At 61.9% G+C, this 20,003-nt stretch carries 18 protein-coding genes; 10 read left to right on the top strand and 8 right to left on the bottom strand.

All coding sequences use genetic code 11. The features are described from left to right. Positions 1-20: 20 nt before the first annotated feature. Both LJF34_RS23085 and LJF34_RS23080 read left to right on the top strand, forming a co-directional pair. Positions 21-1,913 (top strand): ABC transporter substrate-binding protein, encoded by a 1,893-nt coding sequence (locus LJF34_RS23085; RefSeq protein ID WP_231188182.1) that lies wholly within the window; start codon positions 21-23, stop codon positions 1,911-1,913. A gap of 320 nt (positions 1,914-2,233) precedes the next feature. After that, on the top strand, positions 2,234-3,733 hold the full coding sequence (locus LJF34_RS23080) for a glycoside hydrolase family 55 protein (protein WP_231188181.1): 1,500 nt from the start codon (positions 2,234-2,236) through the stop codon (positions 3,731-3,733). A gap of 68 nt (positions 3,734-3,801) precedes the next feature. Here LJF34_RS23080 and LJF34_RS23075 read toward each other — a convergent pair whose 3' ends face one another. Beyond that, positions 3,802-4,569, bottom strand: coding sequence for a sugar phosphate isomerase/epimerase (locus LJF34_RS23075; protein ID WP_231188180.1), 768 nt, complete (start codon positions 4,567-4,569; stop codon positions 3,802-3,804). 88 nt (positions 4,570-4,657) lie between these two features. On the opposite strand from LJF34_RS23075, the gene LJF34_RS23070 reads away from it, so the two are divergent. Continuing rightward, positions 4,658-5,653 (top strand): carbon-nitrogen hydrolase family protein, encoded by a 996-nt coding sequence (locus tag LJF34_RS23070; protein ID WP_231188179.1) that lies wholly within the window; start codon positions 4,658-4,660, stop codon positions 5,651-5,653. Positions 5,654-5,671: 18 nt separating this feature from the next. On the opposite strand, the gene LJF34_RS23065 is transcribed toward LJF34_RS23070, so the two are convergent. Together LJF34_RS23065 and LJF34_RS23060 are read right to left on the bottom strand one after the other, a co-directional pair. Beyond that, positions 5,672-6,334, bottom strand: coding sequence for a hypothetical protein (locus LJF34_RS23065; RefSeq protein ID WP_231188178.1), 663 nt, complete (start codon positions 6,332-6,334; stop codon positions 5,672-5,674). A gap of 50 nt (positions 6,335-6,384) precedes the next feature. Then, positions 6,385-7,563, bottom strand: coding sequence for a hypothetical protein (locus LJF34_RS23060; protein ID WP_231188177.1), 1,179 nt, complete (start codon positions 7,561-7,563; stop codon positions 6,385-6,387). A gap of 104 nt (positions 7,564-7,667) precedes the next feature. On the opposite strand from LJF34_RS23060, the gene LJF34_RS23055 reads away from it, so the two are divergent. Both LJF34_RS23055 and LJF34_RS23050 read left to right on the top strand, forming a co-directional pair. Further along, on the top strand, positions 7,668-8,471 hold the full coding sequence (locus LJF34_RS23055) for a creatininase family protein (RefSeq protein WP_231188176.1): 804 nt from the start codon (positions 7,668-7,670) through the stop codon (positions 8,469-8,471). A 41-nt stretch (positions 8,472-8,512) separates the two neighbouring features. Beyond that, positions 8,513-10,051, top strand: a complete 1,539-nt coding sequence (locus LJF34_RS23050) for a sulfatase (protein WP_231188175.1) — start codon at positions 8,513-8,515, stop codon at positions 10,049-10,051. Between the two features lie 82 nt (positions 10,052-10,133). Here LJF34_RS23050 and LJF34_RS23045 read toward each other — a convergent pair whose 3' ends face one another. After that, entirely contained in the window at positions 10,134-10,880 is a 747-nt protein-coding gene (locus tag LJF34_RS23045) for an aldolase/citrate lyase family protein (RefSeq protein WP_231188174.1), read from the bottom strand. Positions 10,881-11,020: 140 nt separating this feature from the next. On the opposite strand from LJF34_RS23045, the gene LJF34_RS23040 reads away from it, so the two are divergent. Then, positions 11,021-12,118: a dipeptidase gene (locus LJF34_RS23040; protein WP_231188172.1), complete on the top strand. Its 1,098-nt coding sequence runs from the start codon at positions 11,021-11,023 to the stop codon at positions 12,116-12,118. Positions 12,119-12,301: 183 nt separating this feature from the next. Here LJF34_RS23040 and LJF34_RS23035 read toward each other — a convergent pair whose 3' ends face one another. Then, on the bottom strand, positions 12,302-12,601 hold the full coding sequence (locus tag LJF34_RS23035; protein WP_231188170.1) for a universal stress protein: 300 nt from the start codon (positions 12,599-12,601) through the stop codon (positions 12,302-12,304). Positions 12,602-12,959: 358 nt separating this feature from the next. On the opposite strand from LJF34_RS23035, the gene LJF34_RS23030 reads away from it, so the two are divergent. The 3 genes from LJF34_RS23030 (at position 12,960) to LJF34_RS23020 (ending at position 15,736) form a co-directional block, all read left to right on the top strand. Beyond that, positions 12,960-13,739 (top strand): SDR family oxidoreductase, encoded by a 780-nt coding sequence (locus LJF34_RS23030; protein ID WP_231188168.1) that lies wholly within the window; start codon positions 12,960-12,962, stop codon positions 13,737-13,739. 261 nt (positions 13,740-14,000) lie between these two features. Further along, the gene (locus LJF34_RS23025; protein ID WP_231188166.1) at positions 14,001-14,519 is read left to right on the top strand and encodes a TrkA C-terminal domain-containing protein; all 519 of its coding nucleotides are present in this window, start codon (positions 14,001-14,003) and stop codon (positions 14,517-14,519) included. Continuing rightward, positions 14,519-15,736 carry a cation:proton antiporter gene (locus LJF34_RS23020; protein ID WP_231188164.1) on the top strand — a complete coding sequence of 406 codons (1,218 nt, stop codon included), beginning with the start codon at positions 14,519-14,521 and terminating at the stop codon, positions 15,734-15,736. The genes LJF34_RS23025 and LJF34_RS23020 overlap by 1 nt, the downstream gene beginning before the upstream one ends. On the opposite strand, the gene LJF34_RS23015 is transcribed toward LJF34_RS23020, so the two are convergent. The 3 genes from LJF34_RS23015 to LJF34_RS23005 form a co-directional block, all read right to left on the bottom strand. Beyond that, the gene (locus LJF34_RS23015) at positions 15,737-16,759 is read right to left on the bottom strand and encodes a lysylphosphatidylglycerol synthase transmembrane domain-containing protein (protein ID WP_231188162.1); all 1,023 of its coding nucleotides are present in this window, start codon (positions 16,757-16,759) and stop codon (positions 15,737-15,739) included. An 84-nt stretch (positions 16,760-16,843) separates the two neighbouring features. Continuing rightward, on the bottom strand, positions 16,844-17,401 hold the full coding sequence (locus LJF34_RS23010; RefSeq protein ID WP_231188160.1) for a universal stress protein: 558 nt from the start codon (positions 17,399-17,401) through the stop codon (positions 16,844-16,846). A 234-nt stretch (positions 17,402-17,635) separates the two neighbouring features. Beyond that, the gene (locus tag LJF34_RS23005) at positions 17,636-18,064 is read right to left on the bottom strand and encodes an EamA family transporter (RefSeq protein ID WP_231188158.1); all 429 of its coding nucleotides are present in this window, start codon (positions 18,062-18,064) and stop codon (positions 17,636-17,638) included. 331 nt (positions 18,065-18,395) lie between these two features. Between LJF34_RS23005 and LJF34_RS23000 the strand changes: the two genes are divergently transcribed. Then, the gene (locus LJF34_RS23000) at positions 18,396-19,757 is read left to right on the top strand and encodes an NAD-dependent succinate-semialdehyde dehydrogenase (RefSeq protein WP_231188156.1); all 1,362 of its coding nucleotides are present in this window, start codon (positions 18,396-18,398) and stop codon (positions 19,755-19,757) included. Positions 19,758-20,003: the final 246 nt, after the last annotated feature.

The raw sequence follows: 20,003 nt of genomic DNA, 5'->3' as shown, positions 1-20,003 counted from the left end.
AACATTATCCATGACTGAGGATGTCAAACAAACCCGATGGTTCGGGGAAGAGTCTGTCTCTCTCCCGACGACAAATCTTAGCAGCTAGCTCCGGTATCGCGGTCGGCCTCGCCGGATGCTCGGGCAACGACTCGAAAGGTACGTCGACGAACGACGCCACCAGTACGAGCGAAACGAACGGGGAGACGACGAACGGTACGACGTCGGGTTCGGGTGCGTTGGTGGACGCGTCGCCGACGCACACCGTCACTAAACTCCCCGACGAAATCAACTTCAACCGCTACGCACAGAACATCGAGTTCTCGAACTGGCAGTGGGACTACCTGCAGTCGAACTACTACACCAACGAGACCTACAACTGGTTGCTCGAGGATTTCAGTTACGACCCGAACTCCTTGGAGATGACGTACAAGTTCAAGGAGGACTTCTACTGGCAGGACGGCACGCAGGTCACGGCGGAGGACTACTACAACCAGCAGGAGATCGCCCGCCTCATGGACCCCGGGGCGAGCGACATCGAGAAACACGTACTCGAAGACGACTTCACGATGGTGTCGAAGCGGAAGAAGGCGCTCAATCCGGTCCTCGTCAACGTCGAGGAGGGGCGACTCTGGACGCGACGCGACCAGAACCGGGAGTGGCTCGAAAAGTTTCAGGATGCATCCAGCGACGACAAACGAAAGAGCGTCACCAGCGAACTCATCGAGTCCAAAATCGGTATCAAAGAGTTCGCCGAGAAGGGGCTCTCGAACTCCGTGTGGAAGCTGAAGGACTGGAACGAACAGGAGTACGTCTTCGAGAAGTTCGACAAACACCCGCACGCCAAAGACGTCGAGTTCGACGAACTCAACTTCATCGTCTCGAAGGGCGGTTCGACCAATCAGTTGCTCAAGAACGACAAAATCGACTTCGGCCCCGGCATCTTCCCGCCGGACCTGAAGGGCGTCGCCCCCGAACACCTGAAGACCGTCATCAACTCGCGGGCGATTCAGTCGCGAACCATGGTCTTCAACTACAAAAACAAGCACGTCGGCCGTCGCGGCGTCCGCCGCGCCATCACCGCGGCGCTCGACTTCCCCGCGATGGGCAAGCGTCACCTCGACGCGAAGTTCGTCAAGAAACACCAGTCCGGTCTCCCGCAAGGTCTGGAGAACAAGTGGCTCGGCAACGATTACGTCGATTCACTCATCCCGTACTCGATGAAAGCCGACACGGACCAAGCGGCGAAGTTCATGCGGGAAGAAGGCTACAAGAAAGAGGGCGGAAAGTGGAAGGACGAGGACGGCGACACGGTGAAGTTCACGTACACCACGCAAACCGCCTCGGCGTTCGCGGCGTTCGGAAAGGAAATCCAGCAACAGTTGAACGGGTTCGGCTTCGACATGGAGATGCAGACGATGGACACTGTCACGTGGAACAAGGACTTCCTCAACGTGGACAAGTGGGACGTGACCACGTTCGGTCACGGATGGGAGTCGAACGAACCGCTCAACTTCTTCAACTACGACAACCACTACAAGATGCGCATCGGCACCGGTGGGCAGATAAAAGGCTGGTTGGACGACGGGGAGACGAACTCACAGCTCAACGGTCGGCCCATCATCGCCACGGTCCCCAACTCGGTGGGGGCGACGACGGTCAGCGGGAGTGGTGAAGAGGTCAACCTCTACGAGATCATCAACGAGTTGAAAACGGCCCAATCGGAGGACCGGACGGAGGAAATCGTGAAGACGCTGTCGTGGTACTTCAACTACGACCTCCCGCTCATCGACACGTACCCGTACACGCTGTCGTTCTGGGCCGACACGAATCACTTCAAGATGCCCGAGAAGAGCGAGTCCGCGTACTACCAGAAGTTCGGCGGCTACTACAAGATGCTCCGTCGCGGCATCATCAAAGGCGTGCGCGAGTAATTTCCCGAAACGTAGACGACGGATATCCTCCCGAAAGCGGGAGTCGATAGCCGCTCGTTTCGAGTTTTGTCACGCGTTGAGGCAAGGAGTGGGATCGCCGGATTCGGAATTTGTGCTCCCTTTCACATCCCTCGTTCTCCCGACATCCTTCGAGATGGCCACTGTAACTGCTGTCGGGAGACACCCCCACTCCCTGCGACACGACCGATTACGACTGAGGATGGTTTCGAATCTCAAATTAAAAAATGTTGCAGCTCTATCCTAAAACGATTGCAAGAAAGAGTTAAATACTGTGCGTTAGTTCGAAAATACGTACGTCAATGAGACATACGTTAGCAAGCAACAGTACAGAAACAGCCGACGGCTCGGACGAACCGTCGAGAACGACCACGCGGGACGGGACGCTGATGGAACGTCGCAGGTTCCTACAGGCAGCAGGTGTGACGACGACGGGCCTCGCGCTGGCAAGCGGAGGGGCGAGCGCGAGGGAACGCGACGTCAACGTGGTGAACATCGTCACCGATTACGGTGCCGACCCCACCGGCGAGGAGCCGATAAACGACGCGATGGACGCAGCGCTCGGTGACGGTGCGTCGAACGTCAGGGTGATTTTCCCGTCGGGAACGTACCGGGTCGACGGGACGCTCGCCTACGGCGACCTCGATTCGGTATCGCTGGTGGGCCACGGGGACGTCAGCATCGTCCCGACCGAGGGATACGTCGGCCACACGTTCATCCTCACCGGGACGGACGTCACCGTTCGCGGGTTCGTGTTCGACTATCGCAAACCGGAGACCAAAGCGAGCCTCCTCCTCACCTGCGACGACGGGTTACTCCTCAGGGACGTGCTGTTCCGTGGCGTCAGGGACGTTCGTGCGGGAATGAATCACTGTTTTTACACCACGGTAACCGATCCGGACGGTAGCGGCCTCGTCGAAAACGTCCACTGTCCCGACGGCGTGAAGAACCTGGTTCGACAGGGCGGAACGTGGGTTCCGAACGCGCACGCGGGCGAACTCCTGTTCCGACACTGCTCGTTCGAGCGGTTCTCGGACAACGCCATCTACGCGTCGGGCGTCTCCAACGACGATCACGGCGGCCAACACGGCGCGGTCAAGGTCGAACACTGCTACTTCCACAACAACAACATCTCCTCGATACGCCTCGGGTCGCCGGGAAGTTACGCGAAGAACTGTACGGTCGTCATCGACGACGCGGACGGCGGGCCGCCGGCACTCTATCCGGACCTCGCCCCGGGCGGCATCGTCAACGCCCGCGCCGTCTGGCTCTGGTACGACTTCGACGGGAGTATCGAGAACTGCGACATCGTCATCGACCATCCGAAGGGGAGCGGTATCCTCTGGTACGAAAAGGACAACGCGGGCGAGTCGTCGACGGTGAAGAACACCCGAATCAAGATCGACGCGAACGCGCCGAGCAGCGACGAGTACGCCGGCGAACCCGTCTTCCTCTGGGGCATCTGGGCGCGCGCCGAGGGTGAACCGCTGGCGTTCAAAAACGTCTCCGTCACGGGGAGCGCCCCCGGAAACACGACGGTGAAGGTGGCCGACCGCGAAGCCACGTTCAAGAACTGCTGTATTCACCAGACCGGCGAGGACCGGGACGGGATCACGTTCGAGGACGCGAGCGGTTGGGTCCGCAACACGACGGTGAACGTCACCGGCGAACCCCTCGTCGCCGAAAACAGCGACGTGGAGACGCGGCACCTCCGAACGCACGGTGCCTGTCCGCGGCCGACTGAACGCCATCGCCGTCACAGCAACCGCCGTAATCGTCACCGACGTCATCGCCATCGCTGAACGATACTATCCCGCTGACAAACCCTCTCCAGATCACCGACATCCCCCACCGAGATACCCAACCCGAATCACTCGACGAACTCGGCGAACCGCTTCGCACTGTAGTCGAGCGATTCGACGGGCGTCTCGGTCCTCCCGTTTTCGTAGATGAGCCACTCGGCACCGTTCTGCCGCGCGATGTCGATGCACGCTTCGAGGTCGACGATACCCCTACCCGGGTCCACGTGAAGCGTCTCGTCCCCGTCCAACCTCGTATCGGTGAGATGGACGAGCGGCGCACGCTCCCCCACCTGTTGGAGCAGGGCGAGCGGATCGTAGCCCGCGTGGCACGCGAGGCCGGTATCCGGTTCGAACCGGAACGAATCGCCCGCCTCTTCCGCGAACGACTCGATCGCCGGTCGCCCGTCCACCGCATCGAACTCGAAGGTGTGGTTGTGGTACAGCAGTTCGACGTTCTCCGTCGCCAGTTCGTCCGAGAGCGTCGCCAGCCGTGTCGCGGCCTCCTCGATGCCTGCTTCCGAAGCGAACGCGGTTTGCTCGTAGGTCGGAATCACGAGACGGCCGACATCGAGCGTTCGACACGTCGACAGCGTCTCCCCCAACTCGGTTTCGAGGCGTTCGATACGGACGTGTCCGCCGACGACCTCGATTCCCGTCTCGTCGAGGGCGTTCCGACACTGTTCCGCGTCGTCCGCGAGGGTATCGAACTGCGGGTCGTACAGTTCGACCCCCCGGAATGCGGTGTCCCCGACGCGCCGAACGAGTTCGCTCGGTCGTTCGTGGAGGTCCCTGAGCGTGAACAGCTGAATGCCGATTTCGGCCATGTCGAGCGTCATCACTGCAACTGTATAGCCGTTTCTCTCGGGGTAACCGCACCGCTCGCGTTCGGAGAGGTTTATCGTGGCTCGGCCGAGACAGGGAACGATGCGTGAAACACGAGTGCTTTCGTTCGCGTTCGACCCGCCGACGGAGGCGACCGACCGGGTGGAAACCAATCTTCGATACCTCCTCGAACTGCTCGACGAAGCGGAGGCGTACGACCCGGACTTCGTCTGCTTTCCCGAGTTCGCCCTCCAGTTGCGGTACGCGGGCGACGGTGAATCGCGGGCCTCGATCGCTCGCCCGGTTCCGTCGCCGGAGACGGAGGCGGTCGCCGAGAAGGCGGCCGCCCTCGATAGCCACGTCTGGTTGCCGATGCTGGAACGCGACGGCGAGACGTGCGCCAACTCGGTCGTTCTCATCGGCCCGGACGGTGAGATACGGGGGAAAACCCGAAAGTTCGTCCCCACGCTCGGCGAGTTGGACGACGGCGTCCGACCGGGAACCGCGATCGGCGTCTGGGACACGCCGTTCGGACGCGTCGGGGCGCTCGTCTGCTGGGACGAACGCTATCCGGAACTCGGCGTTCAGTTCGCCCGACGGGGCGTCGATCTGCTGTTTCATCCCACGACGTCGCGCGCGACCCGTCGGTTCGAGACGTGGGCGGCCTACTACGGCTACCACGTCGTCGTCTGTGACAAACACCGTGCGACGACCATCACGCCGGCCAGTGGAAAAGTGGCGGCGACGTCTCCGAACGCTGGGAACCCGTCCATGGATCTCGGCGACGGAGCCACCGCCCGCGTCTCGTTCGCTTCGGTGAACACCGACTGCGGGTCGTACGGGAGTTTTCAGAATCGAACGCGGATGGACGCCATCCGGGAGCGACACGGCGGGTCGGTGGTTTTCCACGAACTCCCCGACGTCGCTACCATCGTGGTCGAATGTATCGACGATTCGGTGACGGTGGCCGACCTCGAACGCGAGTTCGACCTCGAACCCATGTTCGCCCTCGAAGACCGCACTCGAACGCGCGCGTACGAGGCCGTCGAGGGCAGTCCGCTCCTCCCGCCGCATGACTGTGAATATGGTCGAAAATAACTAACTCGTTTCCGGCGACTACGCCAAGTCACGCTCCTCGATGAGATCGTTCGCGCCGGACTGGTCGGCCAACGATTCGCCCTCTTTCATCCGTTTGATGCGCTCTGCCTCCCGGTCCTTTTTGTCCTCACAGAGGTCGATGGCATCGTCGATTCGGTCCTGTGGTAGCACGAGGACGCCGTCCTCGTTACCGACGAGGGCGTCGCCCGGGTTCACGACGGCGCTCCCGATCTGAACGCGGCCGTTTATCTCGCCACCCAGCCCGAGGATTCGACACGTTCGCGTACTTCGCTCCCGTGCGTACACCGGAAAGTCGAGCGCCGCGATGTCGCGCGTGTCCGTCACGCTCCCGTCGATGACCACGCCCGCGACGCCGCTCGCGATGGCGGCGTGGGTCGTCAGTTCGCCCCAGCACGCGTTCGTTCCGTGCCCCTGCATGTCGATGACCAGTACGTCGCCCGGTTTCGCGATTTCCGTCGCCTTGTGAACCATCGTGGCGTCCTCCGGCGGGATGCGAACGGTCAGTGCGGACCCCACGAGCGTCACCTCGTCCGACATTCCCATGTAATCCAAGCCGAAGGCGTGGCCGAAATCGACGTAGTGACCGAGGTCGTTCGGCGAGATGTTCGACAGCGTCGAGAGTTGGTCGTCGCTGGGACGCACGATGTCTCTGCGTATCATGGTCCCCCCTCACAGCCATCCGTAATAACTGCACCGAGGGTTTGTCGAGGTCAACGGGAGAACGCGGTTTCGACCCACTCCAGTTGCGTCTCCGTCATGAGACCGTGATGGTAGACGAACACCTCGCCGTCGGTTTCGTCCCGAATCGCGCTCACGAGGTCGTGCAGTTGCGCTTGGCTCTCGATAATCGACGGGTCGAGCGTGACGCCCACATCGAGGGGACGGTCCACGGTTCGACGGAACGCTCGAATTCGCTCCCGCGCGACGGACGGGTCGACGACGTAACAGATGGCGGTGATGCGGTCGAGCGAGGGTTCGAGACGGGAAAGTTCGACCCCCGCGGGCCATCCGCTCCCCGGTTCGACGCCGGTATGGGCCTCCATCGCGTAGTAGTTGAGCGGCACGTCGGACGCCGCGGCCAGTCCTCCGACGAACTCGGTGACGACCTCGGCGCGGAAGTCGAACAGTTCGTGGAGCGTTTCGTTTTCGTTCACGAGCGCATCGAGCGAGTCGATCGAGGGCGGTTCCTCGTCGGGGTGGTCGAACGAACTCCGTACCATTCCTCGAACGCTCTCCTGTGCCGATTCCATATCGACCGGATGGTCCCGTGCGGCGTTCCGACAACCGTCGCAGAAACACTGGGAGAGCAGGACTTCCTCCGTCGTGGTCGTGATGGTCTGGCGTTTGTCGTGGCCGAACTCCGCCCCGTGTTCGTGGAACGCGCTCTGGAACCCGACCGACTCCAGTTGGATTTCGGCGACACCGCGGTCCGATATCGCGGCAACGACGTCGGCGAAGTAGTTCCGCACCTCGGGATTCGACGGACAGAACGCGTGGTCGTGGGCGTCGCCGAACGCGCTCTCGATGCGGTACTCGGGGTGTGCCGCGCCGAGCGCGGTGTTGTGGAGACACACCGTCCACGCGTTCACATCGAGGCCGTGTTCGGCCGCCGTTCCGACCAGTTCGAAGAGCGGGTCGTCCATTCCATCCACGGGAATCGGACGCGGGTCGATCGGCGTGTCGTCGAATGCGCTCTCGCCGGGGTCGAAGTAACAGCCGCCGGAATGCCGTTCGAACAGGTTTTCGGGAGTGCGGGGGTTCATCGACCGAACCGAGTGGTAGTGGCTCGCGAGGTTTATCGCGTCGATACCACGCGCGGCGATGGCTTCGCAGGCGTTGTCGGGTCCCTCCGCGGCGAGGTTCCACGGATACGTCCAGAGTGCGGGCATACTCCGAGCGAGGGAGACCGGTAGTAAATAGGTTTCCCGGCACGGCCGTGACCGCACCCATCGCCACGGAAACAACTAAATCCGCGCCCTTCGGTTTGTGTGCTATGGTATACGAAACCATCGGCTCATCACCGTGGTCGTGGGCGGGACGGACGGCACCCGAGATTCGAGACATCGCCGACCGAGACGGCTCCATCCTCGTCGTTCCCGTCGGCAGCATCGAACAGCACGGCGACCATCTCCCGGTTTCGACCGACACGGTTCTCGTGGACGCGGTCACACAACTCGGGGCGGAGCGCGTCCACGACGATGTTCCGCTCCTGGTCACGCCGCCCGTCTGGTCGGGCTACTCGCCACACCACCTCCCGTTCGGCGGCACCATCACGCTGGAGTACGACGACCTCCTCCACACGCTGGAGGACATCGCCGGTTCGGCGCTCGAAAACGGCTTCGACGCCCTCCTGCTCGTCAACGGCCACGGCGGCAACACCTCGCTCATCAGCAGCGCCGTGAGTACCATCGGCGTGGACCATCCCGACCGGTCCCTCCTCGGCGTCACCTACTTCCAACTCGCCGCGCCCTTCATCGACGAGGTTCGGGAGAGCGACGTGGGGGGCATGTCCCACGGCGGCGAGTTCGAGACGTCGCTCATGCTCCACCTCCGCCCGGACCTCGTTCACGAGGAGCGGTTCGCGGGGACTCCCCACGAGGAACCCTACGAACGGAGTTTGGACGACATGTTCCAAGGGGGTCCGCTTTCGGTGTACCGCTCGTTCGACGAGTATTCGGATTCGGGAGCCATCGGGGACCCCACCCTCGCGAGCGCGGAGAAGGGCGAGGAAATCTACGACCGGTTGGGCGACGAACTCGAAGCGATACTGCGCCAGATTCACGACGAGTCCGCCTGACGCGTCGATACAGCTATTACCCGTTCCATTCGACTACGCCCATGCGAATCCTTATCGTAGATATCGACTCGCTCCGCCCCGACCACCTCGGCTGTTACGGCTACGAGCGCGACACCTCTCCGACCATCGACGCCATCGCGGACGCGGGCGTTCGCTTCGAGGAGTGTTACGCCTCCGATACGCCCTGTCTCCCCAGTCGGACGGCGCTCGCGACGTGCCGGTTCGGGGCGAAAACGGGCGTCGTCACGCACTTCGGGGACGGGCAACACTACGACGACCCCGGCGACGGACACGACCCGGACTCGGAGCGAAATCTCGCCTTCCGGCAGTTGTTGGAACACGGAATTCACACGGCCACCATCACGAGTTTCGCTCAGCGCCACCTCGCGTATCACTTCACCGGGTCGTTTCAGGAACACGTCCAACCCTCGGCGATGAGCGGCCTCGTCGCGGACGAGGACGCCGACGACGTGACTCCCGTCGCGGTCGATTGGCTCGAACGGCACGCGGACGAGGACGATTGGCTGTTGCACGTCAACTACTGGGACGCCCACCACCCGTATTCGGGGATCGGACCGTTCGTCGACGCGGTACGGGAGTCCGGTCCACCGGCATCGTGGCCCGACCAAGACGCCATCGACGCACAGCGGGGAGTCACCGGCCCCCGAACCGCCGACCTGTGGCCGACGCCCGAGGCGTACGACAATCCGACGTTCGACCCGCTCTACGAGGACTGGTCGTTTCCCGACGACATCCCAGACCGGGAGACGGTCGAACACCTCCTCGACGGCTACGATGCGGGAATCCGGAAGGTCGACGCCGAAATCGCGAAACTGCTCGCCGTCCTCGAACGGGAGGGAATCCGCGAGGAGACGGCGATCGTCATCACGGGCGACCACGGCGAGGCGTTCGGCGAACACGGAATCTACGTCGAACACGCGATGGCGCACACGGCGTGTCAGCGCGTTCCACTCGTCGTTTCGTGGCCGGGCGTGACCGACGGGAGCGCGGGCGTCGTGGACGAGTTCGTCCACCAGTTCGACCTCGTGCCGACGATATGCGAACTCCGTGACGTTCCCGTTCCGGAACGCTGGGACGCGGACGCGTTCACCCCCGCGCTCCTCGGCGAGGAGTTCGAGGGTCGCGAGTACGTCGTCTGCGGACACGGAATCTACACGTTCGGTCGGGCGGTGTACACCGACGACTGGGTCTACATCCGCCTCCTTCACCCCGGCGCGTTCTCCCACCCCGGACTCTATAACGACCCCGAGATGCCCGAAGGGGGACTCGAACTACTTCACGACCGAAACCGGGAGGCCCCGACCGCGACCAACCTCGTGAACGAGCGTCCGGACGTCGTCAGCGACCTCCGCGCGAAGATGGCGGCGTGGCAGGCACGGATGATCGACACCGACGCGGCGGACGGCGGCGGAATCGACCCCCTCGCCGAGATGGTCGCAACTGCCGACCCGTTCCTCTACTACGACCCGGACGCACTGTCCGACCTGTACCGCGAACTCGGCCGGTCGGACGAGCAACTCGCGGCGGTCGAACGCTGTCGCTCCTTCCCGCGGGAGTGACGATTCTGTGAGATGCGAGCGACGCGAAAAATATGACCGGCGTGAAAAGGAGGCGAACGAGGCGAAAATCGGTCGGCGGTAATTACTCCTCGCCGAGGACGCTCTCGAAGTGACTCGTCACGATTCCCACGTCGGAACCGTACACGACGAACGCGGCGCGGTCCCGATACCGTTCGATGTCCTCCGCCGACCCGACGAAGATGCCGACGGCACAATCGTTCTCCGCCGCGACGTCGAACACGTGGTCGATGGCGTCCTGGTGTGCCTCGCTCCCGAAGGGTACGTCGAGCGACCACGCGAGGTCACCCGGCCCGATGGCGATGGCGGTGATCGCGTCCAGTCGCGCAATTTCGTCCAGCGCTTCCAACCCCGCCACCGTCTCTATCATGGGGAGCAACGCGAGTTCGTCGTTCACGTACTCCGCGTACTCCCCTTTGGGAACGTTGCCGAACTTCGCCGCCCGAGTGGTCGACCCGAGGCTTCGTCCGTCCTCGTACCGGACGTGCGTACTCGCCTCCCGGACGGTCGCCGCGCTTTCGACCTGCGGGAGCATCACTCCACGGACGCCGAAATCGAACAGATACGTTATCATGTCCGTCCCGTTCCGCGGAATGCGAACGATGACCGGCGTGTCGCTCAAGTCGGCACTTCGAACGAGGGTTTCCAAGCCCTCCGTGGTTGGCGACCCGTGCTGGCGGTCCACGAATAGGAAATCGAGCGACGTGTATCCCAGCGCTTCGGCGACGTTCGGGGACACGCTACTCAGGACGGTTCCGACGGCTAACTCCTCCTCCAAGAGGCGGTTTGCTAACGATGAACGCGGCTGCATAGGGAGAGTCAGACAACCACCCATAATAAATCGATAGGTCGCGCGGTTTCACGCTCGTGTCGGTGTTTCCCCGCCGTGAACACCCCGGCAACCCTTTCATCGAGACGTAGCCTTATATCGAATGGCGTGGAATGAGCAACATGACTAGAGATGCTTCTTTAGACTTATCAGATGAAGAGGCCCGTGACGCCGAGCGACTGCACGCGGACGCAACCGTTATCGACGGACTCGTCCCGACGACCGCGTACATCGCCGACCCGGAGTACCGAACCCACCTCGAACGAGGTGGCGTCACCGCCGGGAACGTCACCGTCGCCAGTCGGTCGCGCTTCGCGGACGCGACCGAACGGGTCCAGCGATGTCGAAGCCTCGTCGCGGCCAACGAAGACGCGTTCACGGTGGTCGAAACCGCCGACGATATTCGCGACGCGAACGATTCCGGAAAAATCGGCGTGATCCTCGGGTTTCAGGACACGATGCCCATCGAACCGAGCGAGCGAATGCAGGTCGACGGCGGGTTCGAGTTCCTCCGCGCGTTTCACGACATGGGGGTTCGCGTCGTCCAACTCACCTACAACTCGATGAACTACGTCGGTGCGGGGTGTTGTGAACGAACCGACCCGGGTCTGTCGAACTTCGGACGAGCGGTCGTGGCGGAGATGAACCGACTCGGCGTCTGCATCGACCTATCCCACTGCGGCGACCGGACGACGATGGAGGCCATCGAGCGCTCGGAGAAACCGGTCGTCATCTCGCACGCCGGCGCGAGAGCGCTCAGCAACGTCACGCGGAACAAGACCGACGAACAGTTGCGGGCGATCGCCGACAACGGCGGCGTCGTCGGCGTGAGCGTCTTTCCGCCCACGGTGAAGACGGACCCGGAAACGCACGAGGTGCAGGCGGCGACCGTCCACGACGTCCTCGACCACATCGACCACGTCGTCGCTGTCGCGGGTATCGACCACGTCGGGTTCGGCAGCGACATGAACGACAAGGCGCTCGACGACGGCATCACCCCGCCGTACGCGGCATATCGGAACTTCCGCCCGGAGTTCTCCGACGTCTACGGTCGCGGTCCCATCGAGGAGTACGAACCGTTTCCGCGGGGCCTTCACCGACACACCGAACTCCCGAACTTGACCGGCGGCCTCGTTGCCCGCGGCTATTCGGAACCGGCGATTCGGAAAATCCTCGGCGAAAACTTCCTCCGTGTGTTCGAAGCCAACTGGGACCGGTAACGGGGATATCGGGGCTTCCCGCCCGCCTTACCGGTCTTCCGTGGTGATTACCGAGACGATTCCCGAGAAGTTCAGGATTACCGACTGTGTCACGTCGCCGAAGACGGCTTTTCCGGTCGGCGAGCGCTTCTTACCCGACATGAACACGTGGTCGCACGCTTCCTGCTCCGCCGTCTTCAAAATCTAATCCTTCCGGTCGCCGATGGCACCGACGGTGGAAACGTCGACGTTCATCCCGTCGAGTACGTCGTATCCGACGTTCTCGGCGAACTGACGTGCTCCTTCGCGGGTCTGCTCGATTCCGTACTGGTTCTCGAAATCGGTGATGTTCGAGAGCTGTTCCCGATTGGACTCCCACTCCTCCACGGTCGTGACGTGGAGGAGGACGAGTTCGGCCCCGACGCCCGAAGCGAGTTTCCCGGCTTCTTCGACGAGCGTTTTCGAGCCATCCGTCGGTTCCACGACGACGAGTGCGCGTTTCATGGCGACACCTCGAAAACGGCCCACAAATGCGTTTCTACTGCCGTGTGGGTACGGATAACGAAGGACGGTGGCCCCCGCGATAGGGGGAAGCGTTACTCGCCTTTCGAGAGTTTGTAGATTTCGAGAACGTCGGCGAGGGAGACATCGCCGTCGCCGTCGATGTCGAATCGACCGGTATCGAACATTAATTAATATTTTCCGTCATACAAACATATTATGAACGAGGATGAAAAATATTTCTAGTATCACTCTCAACGATTACCGAGTCCCGTTTACGCGTTCTCCAAGTGAACAAATCACCGACCACGACACTCGATCCGTGGAAACAATAACGTCTCCTGACACCATATGTGAGTGTATGGATGGGTTACTGGAGGATAAAACGGCAGTCGTGACGGGGGCCGCGAGCGGAATCGGTCGGGCGATAGCACACCGATTCGCCGAACAAGGGGCGAACGTCGTCGTCGCGGACGTTCGCGAAGACCCTCGCGAGGACGGGGCGACGACGCACGAACGAATCAACGAGGAAACCGACGCACGCGCGGTGTTCGCGCCGTGTGACGTTTCCGATCCGGCGGCGGTGGAAGCGACCGTCGACACGGCCGTGGACGAGTTCGGGAGCATCGACGTGATGGTGAACAACGCGGGTATCGTCGGCCCGAACGGCCCGGTGACGGACATCGACCCGACGGAGTATCAACGACTCCTCGATATCAACCTCAACGGCGTCTTCTTCGGGTCGCAAGCGGCGGCGCGACGCATGCAGGAGAACGACGGGGGAAGCATCGTGAACGTCTCCAGTATCGCGGGTATCAGAGGATACAGCGACCTCGCGCCGTACTGCGTCTCGAAGGGTGGGATCCGACTGCTCACGTACTCGCTCGCCGCGGAACTCGGCGGAGACGGGATTCGAGTGAACGCCGTCCATCCGGGCGTCATCGAGACGGCGATGACCACCGGCGACGTTCCGATAGTCGGCACGGAGACGGGAGAGCAGATGCGTCAATCGATACCGCTCGGGCGGTTCGGAACGCCCGAGGACGTCGCCAAGACGGCGCTGTATCTGGCGAGCGACCTCGCGAGTTACGTGACCGCGGAATCGGTCATCGTTGACGGAGGGATGGTAAACACGGCGTGAGCAGTGATCTCTCACCGAGGGCGGCGTAGAATCAGGTCGGTACTGCCGCCCCTTCCGAGTCATTTGGTCGGTGCTTTGAACACCCCGTAATCGTAGCGAGTAGTCAGAGTAGTCTCCCACCGTTGGTTGGCGTATCCGTTCGTCCCCTCGGATACTGCCTCCCAGTTCGACTGGGAGGAGACCATTGTCATTCCTGCACCACCTCACAGCGACCCTCGTCTACGCTGAGATTTATCTCCTTCGAGCCGATACTTCCATCCAATGACGGTCTACGAAACCGACGTTCCGGGCGTCGGAAAGAAGTACGAGGTCGATACCGCCGACGGAACCCGATTAGTGATTCTCCTCCACCACGACGGACGTCGGGAAGTGTATCTGCGTCCGAGCGACGATGCGGACAGCGAAAAGTTGTTTTCGCTCACCGGAAAACAGGCCCGTCAAGTCGGGTCGATTCTGGAGGGGGCGTACTTCCAACCCGTCGATTTGGACGACGTGACCGTTCCGCTCGGCGATGCGTTGATAGAATGGCTCGACGTTCCGGCAACGTCGGAAATCGTCGGTCGAACGCTACGGTCGCTTGAACTCCGAAATCGGACGGGCGTCTCCATTATCGCGATTCAACGCGGAGAGGAGACCGTTCCGAACCCGGACCCGGATGAGACGATTCGGGCGGACGATATTCTGGTGACCATCGGAACGCGGGACGAACAGTCGTCCCTCTCCGACCTCGTCGGAACCGAACGGTTCGACGGCGAGGAGAGCGACCGGGACGGCACCTGATGGCCAACGTACTTCTCGTCGAAATCGGAATCGCCCTCACGGCCATCGCCGTGGCGGGTGCGCTCGCGAACCGAATCAGCCTCTCCGTGATTCCGGCGTACATCATCGTCGGAATCCTCATCGGACCGCACGAGCCCACTTCGATAGCCGGCGTTTCGTTGCAACTCGTCGACAACGGAGAGGTCATCGACCTGCTCGCGGAGCTTGGTATCGTCTTTCTGCTGTTCTTCCTCGGACTGGAGTTCAGTATCGACCAGCTTCTGGACGCACGAACCCAAATTGGGAAGGTCGGACTCGTGGACTTCGCCGTCAACTTCGGACTTGGAGTCGTTCTCGGAACGCTGTTCGGGTGGTCGCTGCTCGAAACCCTGTTCCTCGCCGGAATCATCTACATCTCGTCGAGTGCAGTCATCACGAAATCGTTGCTCGAAAACGGGTGGATCGCGAACCCGGAGAGCAGCCCTATCCTGGGAACGCTCGTCTTCGAGGACATCCTGATAGCGATATATCTCGCGATACTCTCGGCGGTCACCCTCGGCGGGGGCGACATCGCCAGCGCCGCCGTCTCCATCGGAACCGCCTTCGTTTTCCTCGGCGCACTGACCGCCCTTGCGTGGTACGGCACCGGAGTCGTGGAGCGGTTGTTCAGGACGGAGTCGGACGAACAGTTCCTCCTCCGCGTGCTCGGCGTGACGATACTCATCGCCGGTGCCGCGCTGGCGAGCGGCGTGAGCGAGGCCGTCGCCGCGTTCTTCGTCGGAACGGCGTTCAGCCAGACGGACCACTTGGAGCGCGTCGAGCGGGTCGTCTCGCCCGCGCGCGACCTCTTCGCGGCGGTCTTCTTCCTCTCCATCGGATTGACGACGGACGTCACCGTCCTCGCGGACGTCGTCGGGCTGCTCGTCGTCGCCATCGTGCTGTCCGTCGTCGGCAAACTGTTCAGCGGCGCGGTTTCCGGTCGTATCTACGGTCTCGGCCCGAAACGGTCCCTTCGAGTCGGGTTGGGAATGGTCCCGAGGGGCGAGTTCTCGCTCGTCATCGCCGCGCTCGCCGGGGGTGTGAGCGGCGTCGCGTTCCAGTCCGTGATACCCGCGTTCACCGTCGGCTACGTGCTGTTGATGAGCATCATCGGGACGGTGTTGATCCAGCACGCCGACCGCATCACCGAGGTGTTGGTACCGTTCGTCGCGCGTCTTTCCGGCTCGAACCGCTCCTAATCAGGCGACTCGCTTCGCGGTCAGCACCGCGAGAACGCTGCCGCCGATGACGGTCGGGACCCAGTAGATGAGGCCGCGGAAGATGATGACCGCGGCCACGATGATAGCGGACTCGACGCTCGTCGTGGACGTGAGAAGCGCGACGAGGACCGTTTCGATACCTCCCGCACCGCCGGGAAGCGGAGTGACGCCGGCGATCGCACTGATCGGAATCGCGAACAACACGACCGCGAAGGGGACCGTCGTCCCTATCGCGTAGAAGGCGAGCCACAGCGCGCCCGCTTGGAACAACCATCCGGCACCCGAAAACCCGAGCGCGACGGCGAGTCGCGTCGGGTTCGTGGCGATGCGCTCTATCGTCCGAACGAAATGCGCGATGCGGTCACGAATCGCCGCCTGACTCGGCGCGGAGAAGCGAGGGATGACGCTGGCCACCCGGCTCAGAACGGCAGCGACCCCGGACGAGAGGCGTCGCTGTGCGGCTGTGCGGGACCGCCAGAGGTAGTACCCGCCGCCGAAGATAATCACGCCGAGTCCGCCGAGAACCACGGCGGCATACTTCATGCGCGAGGTGAACGTCAGCACGACGGCGTAGTACCCGATTCCGATGACGGCGAACAGGAACGACGGGACGAAGTTGAGCGTATCGACGCTCGCAATCGCCGCCAAGCCGGTCTCGTATTTCGTGTTCGACGTTCGGGAGATCAGATACGCGGTGATGGGTTCGCCGCCCGCCTGCCCGAACGGCGTGACGTTGTTCGAGAAGGTGGCACCTGAAAACAGGAAAAACGACCGCGGAACGGACACCGAGACGTCGAGCGTTCGAAGGACGGTTCGGAGCGATTGGCTCCACGCGAACAACCAGCAAATCGTCGTCAGGAGGACGAGCGCGAGAATCGTTCGCTGTGCCTGCTGGAGCGCGGCGAGAACCGGTCCGATATCGACGAACCAGAACAGGAGCCCGAACACGGGAAGGGTCAGAAGAAACCCAAAGAGGACTCTCCGGACGAGTGAACGGTCCATACAACAGGTAGAGCGAACCGTTCATATCATCTTTTCGGCTCACGGTTCAGTGATTTCTACGAGAGGGAAGTCCGTTACCGTTTCTCACACACCCGCCATCAGGCGTCGTTTACCGTCGGTCGTCTCTGCGCAGTCCGCCTGCAACACCGTGACGAGTCCGTCGAACTTGTGAGCGATTTCGGGACCGAAGTTTCGAACGAGGAACCGTCGAAGGAGCGAGCGTCGTCGCTCGACCAGAAAGAGATGTCCGCAGTCGTGTCTCCGTGCGGCGGTGAGCAAACTATCCGTTTCGTCGCCGACCATTCCGACCGCGGTGTAGTCGATTCCGAGCGATTCGAGCGCGCGGCGACCGGTTCGGTGTGCCCGCTGACGACGCGATTCCTTGGCTTGGTTCAACGTGTAGGTCGGAAGAGCGGAGAGGGAAGCGTACGATCGCTGTCGCTCCACGAACTCGCTCGAAGACAGAACGCTCACCAGAACGAGTTCGCCGCCCGACCCCGTCACGTATCGCCCCGCTTCGCGGACGAGTCGCTGGTCGGCGTCGGTTCCGGTGAGATGGACCAATACGTTTCTCGAACTATCATCGATGGTACCCGCGTTCGAAAGCGATTCGACGGCGACCGTCGGGGGAAACTGAGCCATATACTTCGAATCGACTGCACGCGGCATAATCGAGAGCCTTACCCGGAGTGAAAGTGGTCTCGTCGTGCCTCAAGGCTCGCGATTTCAGGCTGTAGAACGGTAGTCGAGACACTTTCACGCCGGGGTCTGACGTCTAACGTTCCCCCTCGGAATACGAGGCCCTGTAGAAACCTCAACGGATGATACGAAGTACGTGCTAAATACAGAGGGTACGTATCTCAGGTCGGTGTAAAACTATCGAGCAATGAGCAACACTCCGACAGCAGCGAATGCGAGACCGAGGATTTTTTTCGCCGTGACTTCGTCCCCGAGGATGGCCATCCCAATGAGCGCCGCCACGACGAAGTACATCGCGCTGACCGTCGAGACGGTCGTCGTCGTTCCCACGGAGAGACCCACGTACGTCGAGATGAGGCCGATTGCGACAAACACACCAGCAATGGCCGCGAGCAGTCCACCCCGTGGGGTGACGACGAGCGACGCATCAGAGGCGAAGACGTAGACCACAGCGAGCGTCGTCGCGACGACGTACGAAATAGCAGCGGCGGTTCTCGGGTCGATTGAGTCGGACGCAGCATTCCCGACGACCAGCCAAATACCCCACGCGACCATCGTAATTGCGCCGAAGAAAAACCCCGGTCCCACCTCTGAGAAATCGATCACTGTAGAAGGCAATTTATCGCGGTGAAGTAAGTACTTATGTTTGCAGAGTGGTGGTTTGTCTAGATGCAACTGTGTCTCACTGCGTCCCGAAATTATTCCACAGAACGTTAGACTTGCGGCCTGCATTCGGCACGGCCTCTGAAACCGATCACTCCCGAGGTTTCAACAAGACCATACAAGGGAGTCATCATCGTGGCCAATCTCTGACCGCTCGCGACCGACGTTTTCAGCGGAAACGGACACCGGTGTCCGAATCCTCGTCGTTTCCGTCGGTAGCTTTATGCCAGTTACAGACACAGTATCTGTGGACGGCATCAACGAAATAATGACTATGAACGTCATAAATCCCGCAACCGGAGACCAGATAGACACGTACGAAGACGAGGACATCACCGAGGCCAAGGAAGCGCTCGACACCGCGACGGACGCGTTCGATTCGTGGCGCACCCGTCCGCTTCGGGAACGCGAGGAACTCCTCTCGGACGTCGCGGACATCCTCGGCGAGCGAAAACAGAAGTACGCGGAGCTGATGACGCGGGAGATGGGGAAACCCGTCTCGCAGGCGAAAGGGGAGATCGAAAAGTGCGAGTGGCTCTGTAATCACTACGCGGAACACGCGGACGCGTACCTCGCAGACGAGTTCCACCCGAGTCCCGCCGGTTCCGCCGTGAAGACGTCGTACGAGCCGTTGGGCACGGTTCTCGCGGTGATGCCGTGGAACTTCCCGTTCTGGCAGGTGTTCCGCTTCGCGGCTCCGTACCTCACCGCGGGAAACGTCGGGATTCTCAAGCACGCCTCCAACGTCCCGGGATGCGCGCTGGCCATCGAGGAGATATTCCGCGACGCCGGGTATCCCGAGGGAGTCTTCCAGTCCCTGCTCCTCCCGTCGTCGTCCGTCGAGGACCTGCTCGCCGACGACCGGGTTAAGGCGGCGACCCTCACCGGGAGCGGCCCCGCGGGCCGAGCCATCGCGTCGACGGCCGGGGAACACCTCAAGAAGACCGTCCTCGAACTCGGGGGCAGCGACCCGTTCGTCGTCCTCGACGACGCGGATCTGGACGCGGCGGCCGAAACCGGCGCGTGGGCGCGAAACCAGAACAGCGGCCAGTCGTGCATCGCGGCCAAGCGGTTCATCGTCCACGACGAGATATACGACGAGTTCGTGGACCGCCTCGTCGACGAGTTCGACTCGCTGACCGTCGGCGACCCGATGGACGAGGACACCGACATCGGCCCGCAGGCCCGCGAGGACCTCATGGAAGAGCTCCACGAGCAGGTCTCCGAAAGCGTCGATGCGGGTGCGACCGTCGAAATCGGCGGTGAACCCCTCGACTGCGAGGGCGCGTTCTATCCGCCGACGATGCTCACGGACATCCCGGAAGGCTGTCCCGCCGACACGGAAGAACTGTTCGGACCCGTGGCGTCGGTGTACCGCGCCGCCGACGAGGAGGACGCGATCGCGAAGGCGAACGACACCGAATTCGGTCTCGGCGCGAGCATCTGGACGGAAGACCGGGAACGCGGCGAGCGACTCACCCACGAGATCGATGCGGGCTGCGTGTACGTCAACCAACTCGTGAAATCCGACCCGCGGGTTCCGTTCGGCGGCGTCGAGGAGTCCGGCTACGGCCGCGAACTCTCCGAGATCGGCATTCAGGAGTTCGTCAATCGGAAGACCATCTGGGTCGAATAGCGAATCCCATCTTTTCCGTCGGGTCGTCGCTCGAACGGTCGTTTCCGCTTTCGGGATGAACGGACGAAGGGAGCCGTTTCTCAGGTTCGCATATCTTCTACGGTGGATGTTCCCGTCCGTAATTGTCAATGTTCCGTTACTATCGTCTCGCCGTACGAAAATCGTGTACGACTATTCGGGTACGACTATCCGAGTTCGAATTTCGTTTATGCCGCATATAGAAATCGTGGACAACTTATTTATAAT

The organism is Haladaptatus sp. DYF46, from assembly GCF_021083305.1.
GTDB lineage: Archaea > Halobacteriota > Halobacteria > Halobacteriales > Haladaptataceae > Haladaptatus.
The sequence above is the reverse complement of the archived record's forward strand: the minus strand, read 5'-3'. Positions and strand labels throughout refer to the sequence as shown.